General features: G+C 69.9%; 1 protein-coding gene and 1 pseudogene. Both read right to left on the bottom strand.

Going from position 1 to position 1,281, the window contains the following annotated elements; all coding sequences use genetic code 11:
* Positions 1-427, bottom strand: a pseudogene (locus tag MXD58_RS27830) (enoyl-CoA hydratase/isomerase family protein); the annotation flags it as partial.
* A gap of 68 nt (positions 428-495) precedes the next feature.
* A complete protein-coding gene (locus tag MXD58_RS27825) occupies positions 496-714 on the bottom strand; it encodes a helix-turn-helix domain-containing protein (RefSeq protein ID WP_248840730.1) in 219 nt (72 codons plus the stop codon).
* Positions 715-1,281 lie beyond the last annotated feature (567 nt).

Genomic DNA, 1,281 nt, shown 5'->3' with positions numbered 1-1,281 from the left:
GCAGGGCACCGGCCGCGGGCAACAGACCGGCGCGCGCCCAGACGGGGCGCAGGCCCGCGTCCGCAGCGAAGATCCGCAGGTCACAGGCGGCGGCCAGCGCGGTGCCGACGTCGCCGGTCTGCCCGGCGAGCACGGCGACGCTGACCAGGTCAGCGCGCTCGGCGAGGCCGTCCAGCGCCGCGCGCCACTGGTGGTATCCATCGATCAACTGGTACCCGTCGAGCAGCCCGTCCGGACCGGCCGGCGACCGATCGGACGCCGTCCCTGCGTTCGCCGCCGGCGGTGAGGCCGGCGGCGACGTCGCTGATCCCGGACGGACGATGGCGACGCGCACGTCGCCGGTGAGGCGACGCAGCACGTCACGCAGGGCAGAGCCGATGGCCGCGAGCGACCAGGGGCTGACATCGGCGCTGACCCGTATGGTCACGACGGGACCGCGCACGTCTGCCTGAAGCCCGGCCGCCGCCGGTATGGCGGCGGCCGGCACCGCCATGATCAGGAGCTCTTCTTCTTGGTGCCCCGGGTGGCACCGCCGCGGCCGCGCAGGGTGGTACCGGATTCCGACAGGATCCGGTGGACAAACCCGTACGAACGGCCAGAGGACTCGGCAAGCAGACGGATGCTCTGCCCACCCTCGTACTTCTTCCGAAGCTCGGCAGCGAGCTTGTCGCGCTCGGCGCCGGTGATCCGGGTTCCTTTCCTAAGCTCGGCCAACGTGGCCCCCTCCGTGCTCGATGATCTGCGAACCGATCTTCACTCAGCTTGAGTGAACGCGCCACTCGAAGCAGATGTGATCCATCACACGCGGCGCCGCGGTGGGTGACCGTGCCGTCGCGCTTCTACCTCCACTAGCTCCAACCGACGGTGATCGAGGGATCTCGCCCAACCGTGCGCCGACGCCTGTTGACCATGCACGGGGGTCAGTGTCCCCAATCCCCTGCGCACGACCTAACAACGGCAACGGCGCGTCGTCACGAACATCGCCAGCGAGCCGGGCCGACGATCTTCCTGCGACACGATGCCGCAGGTCCGGCCAACAATCGATCACTGTACCGAGCCCGTGCGCGGACCGCGAACGCAGAGGATCAAACCGACTGATTAGTCACACCGGGCAACAATCCGCCGCCGCGCGGTGCGACGGTGGCACCCTCGGTGCGCCTCGTGACCGGTCTCCTGGCGCTCCTGAGCAGGGTGCGGATTCGACGGCGGCCGTGGTCGGGCGGGAAAATCGTTACCGTGCAGGGGTGGTCGGTGACGTGGTGATCGCCGGGCCGGCCCCGG

The sequence above is a fragment of the Frankia sp. AgKG'84/4 genome (genome assembly GCF_023242965.2).
In the GTDB taxonomy this organism is placed as follows: Bacteria; Actinomycetota; Actinomycetes; order Frankiales; family Frankiaceae; genus Frankia.
This window is presented reverse-complemented; position numbering and strand designations above follow the sequence as displayed.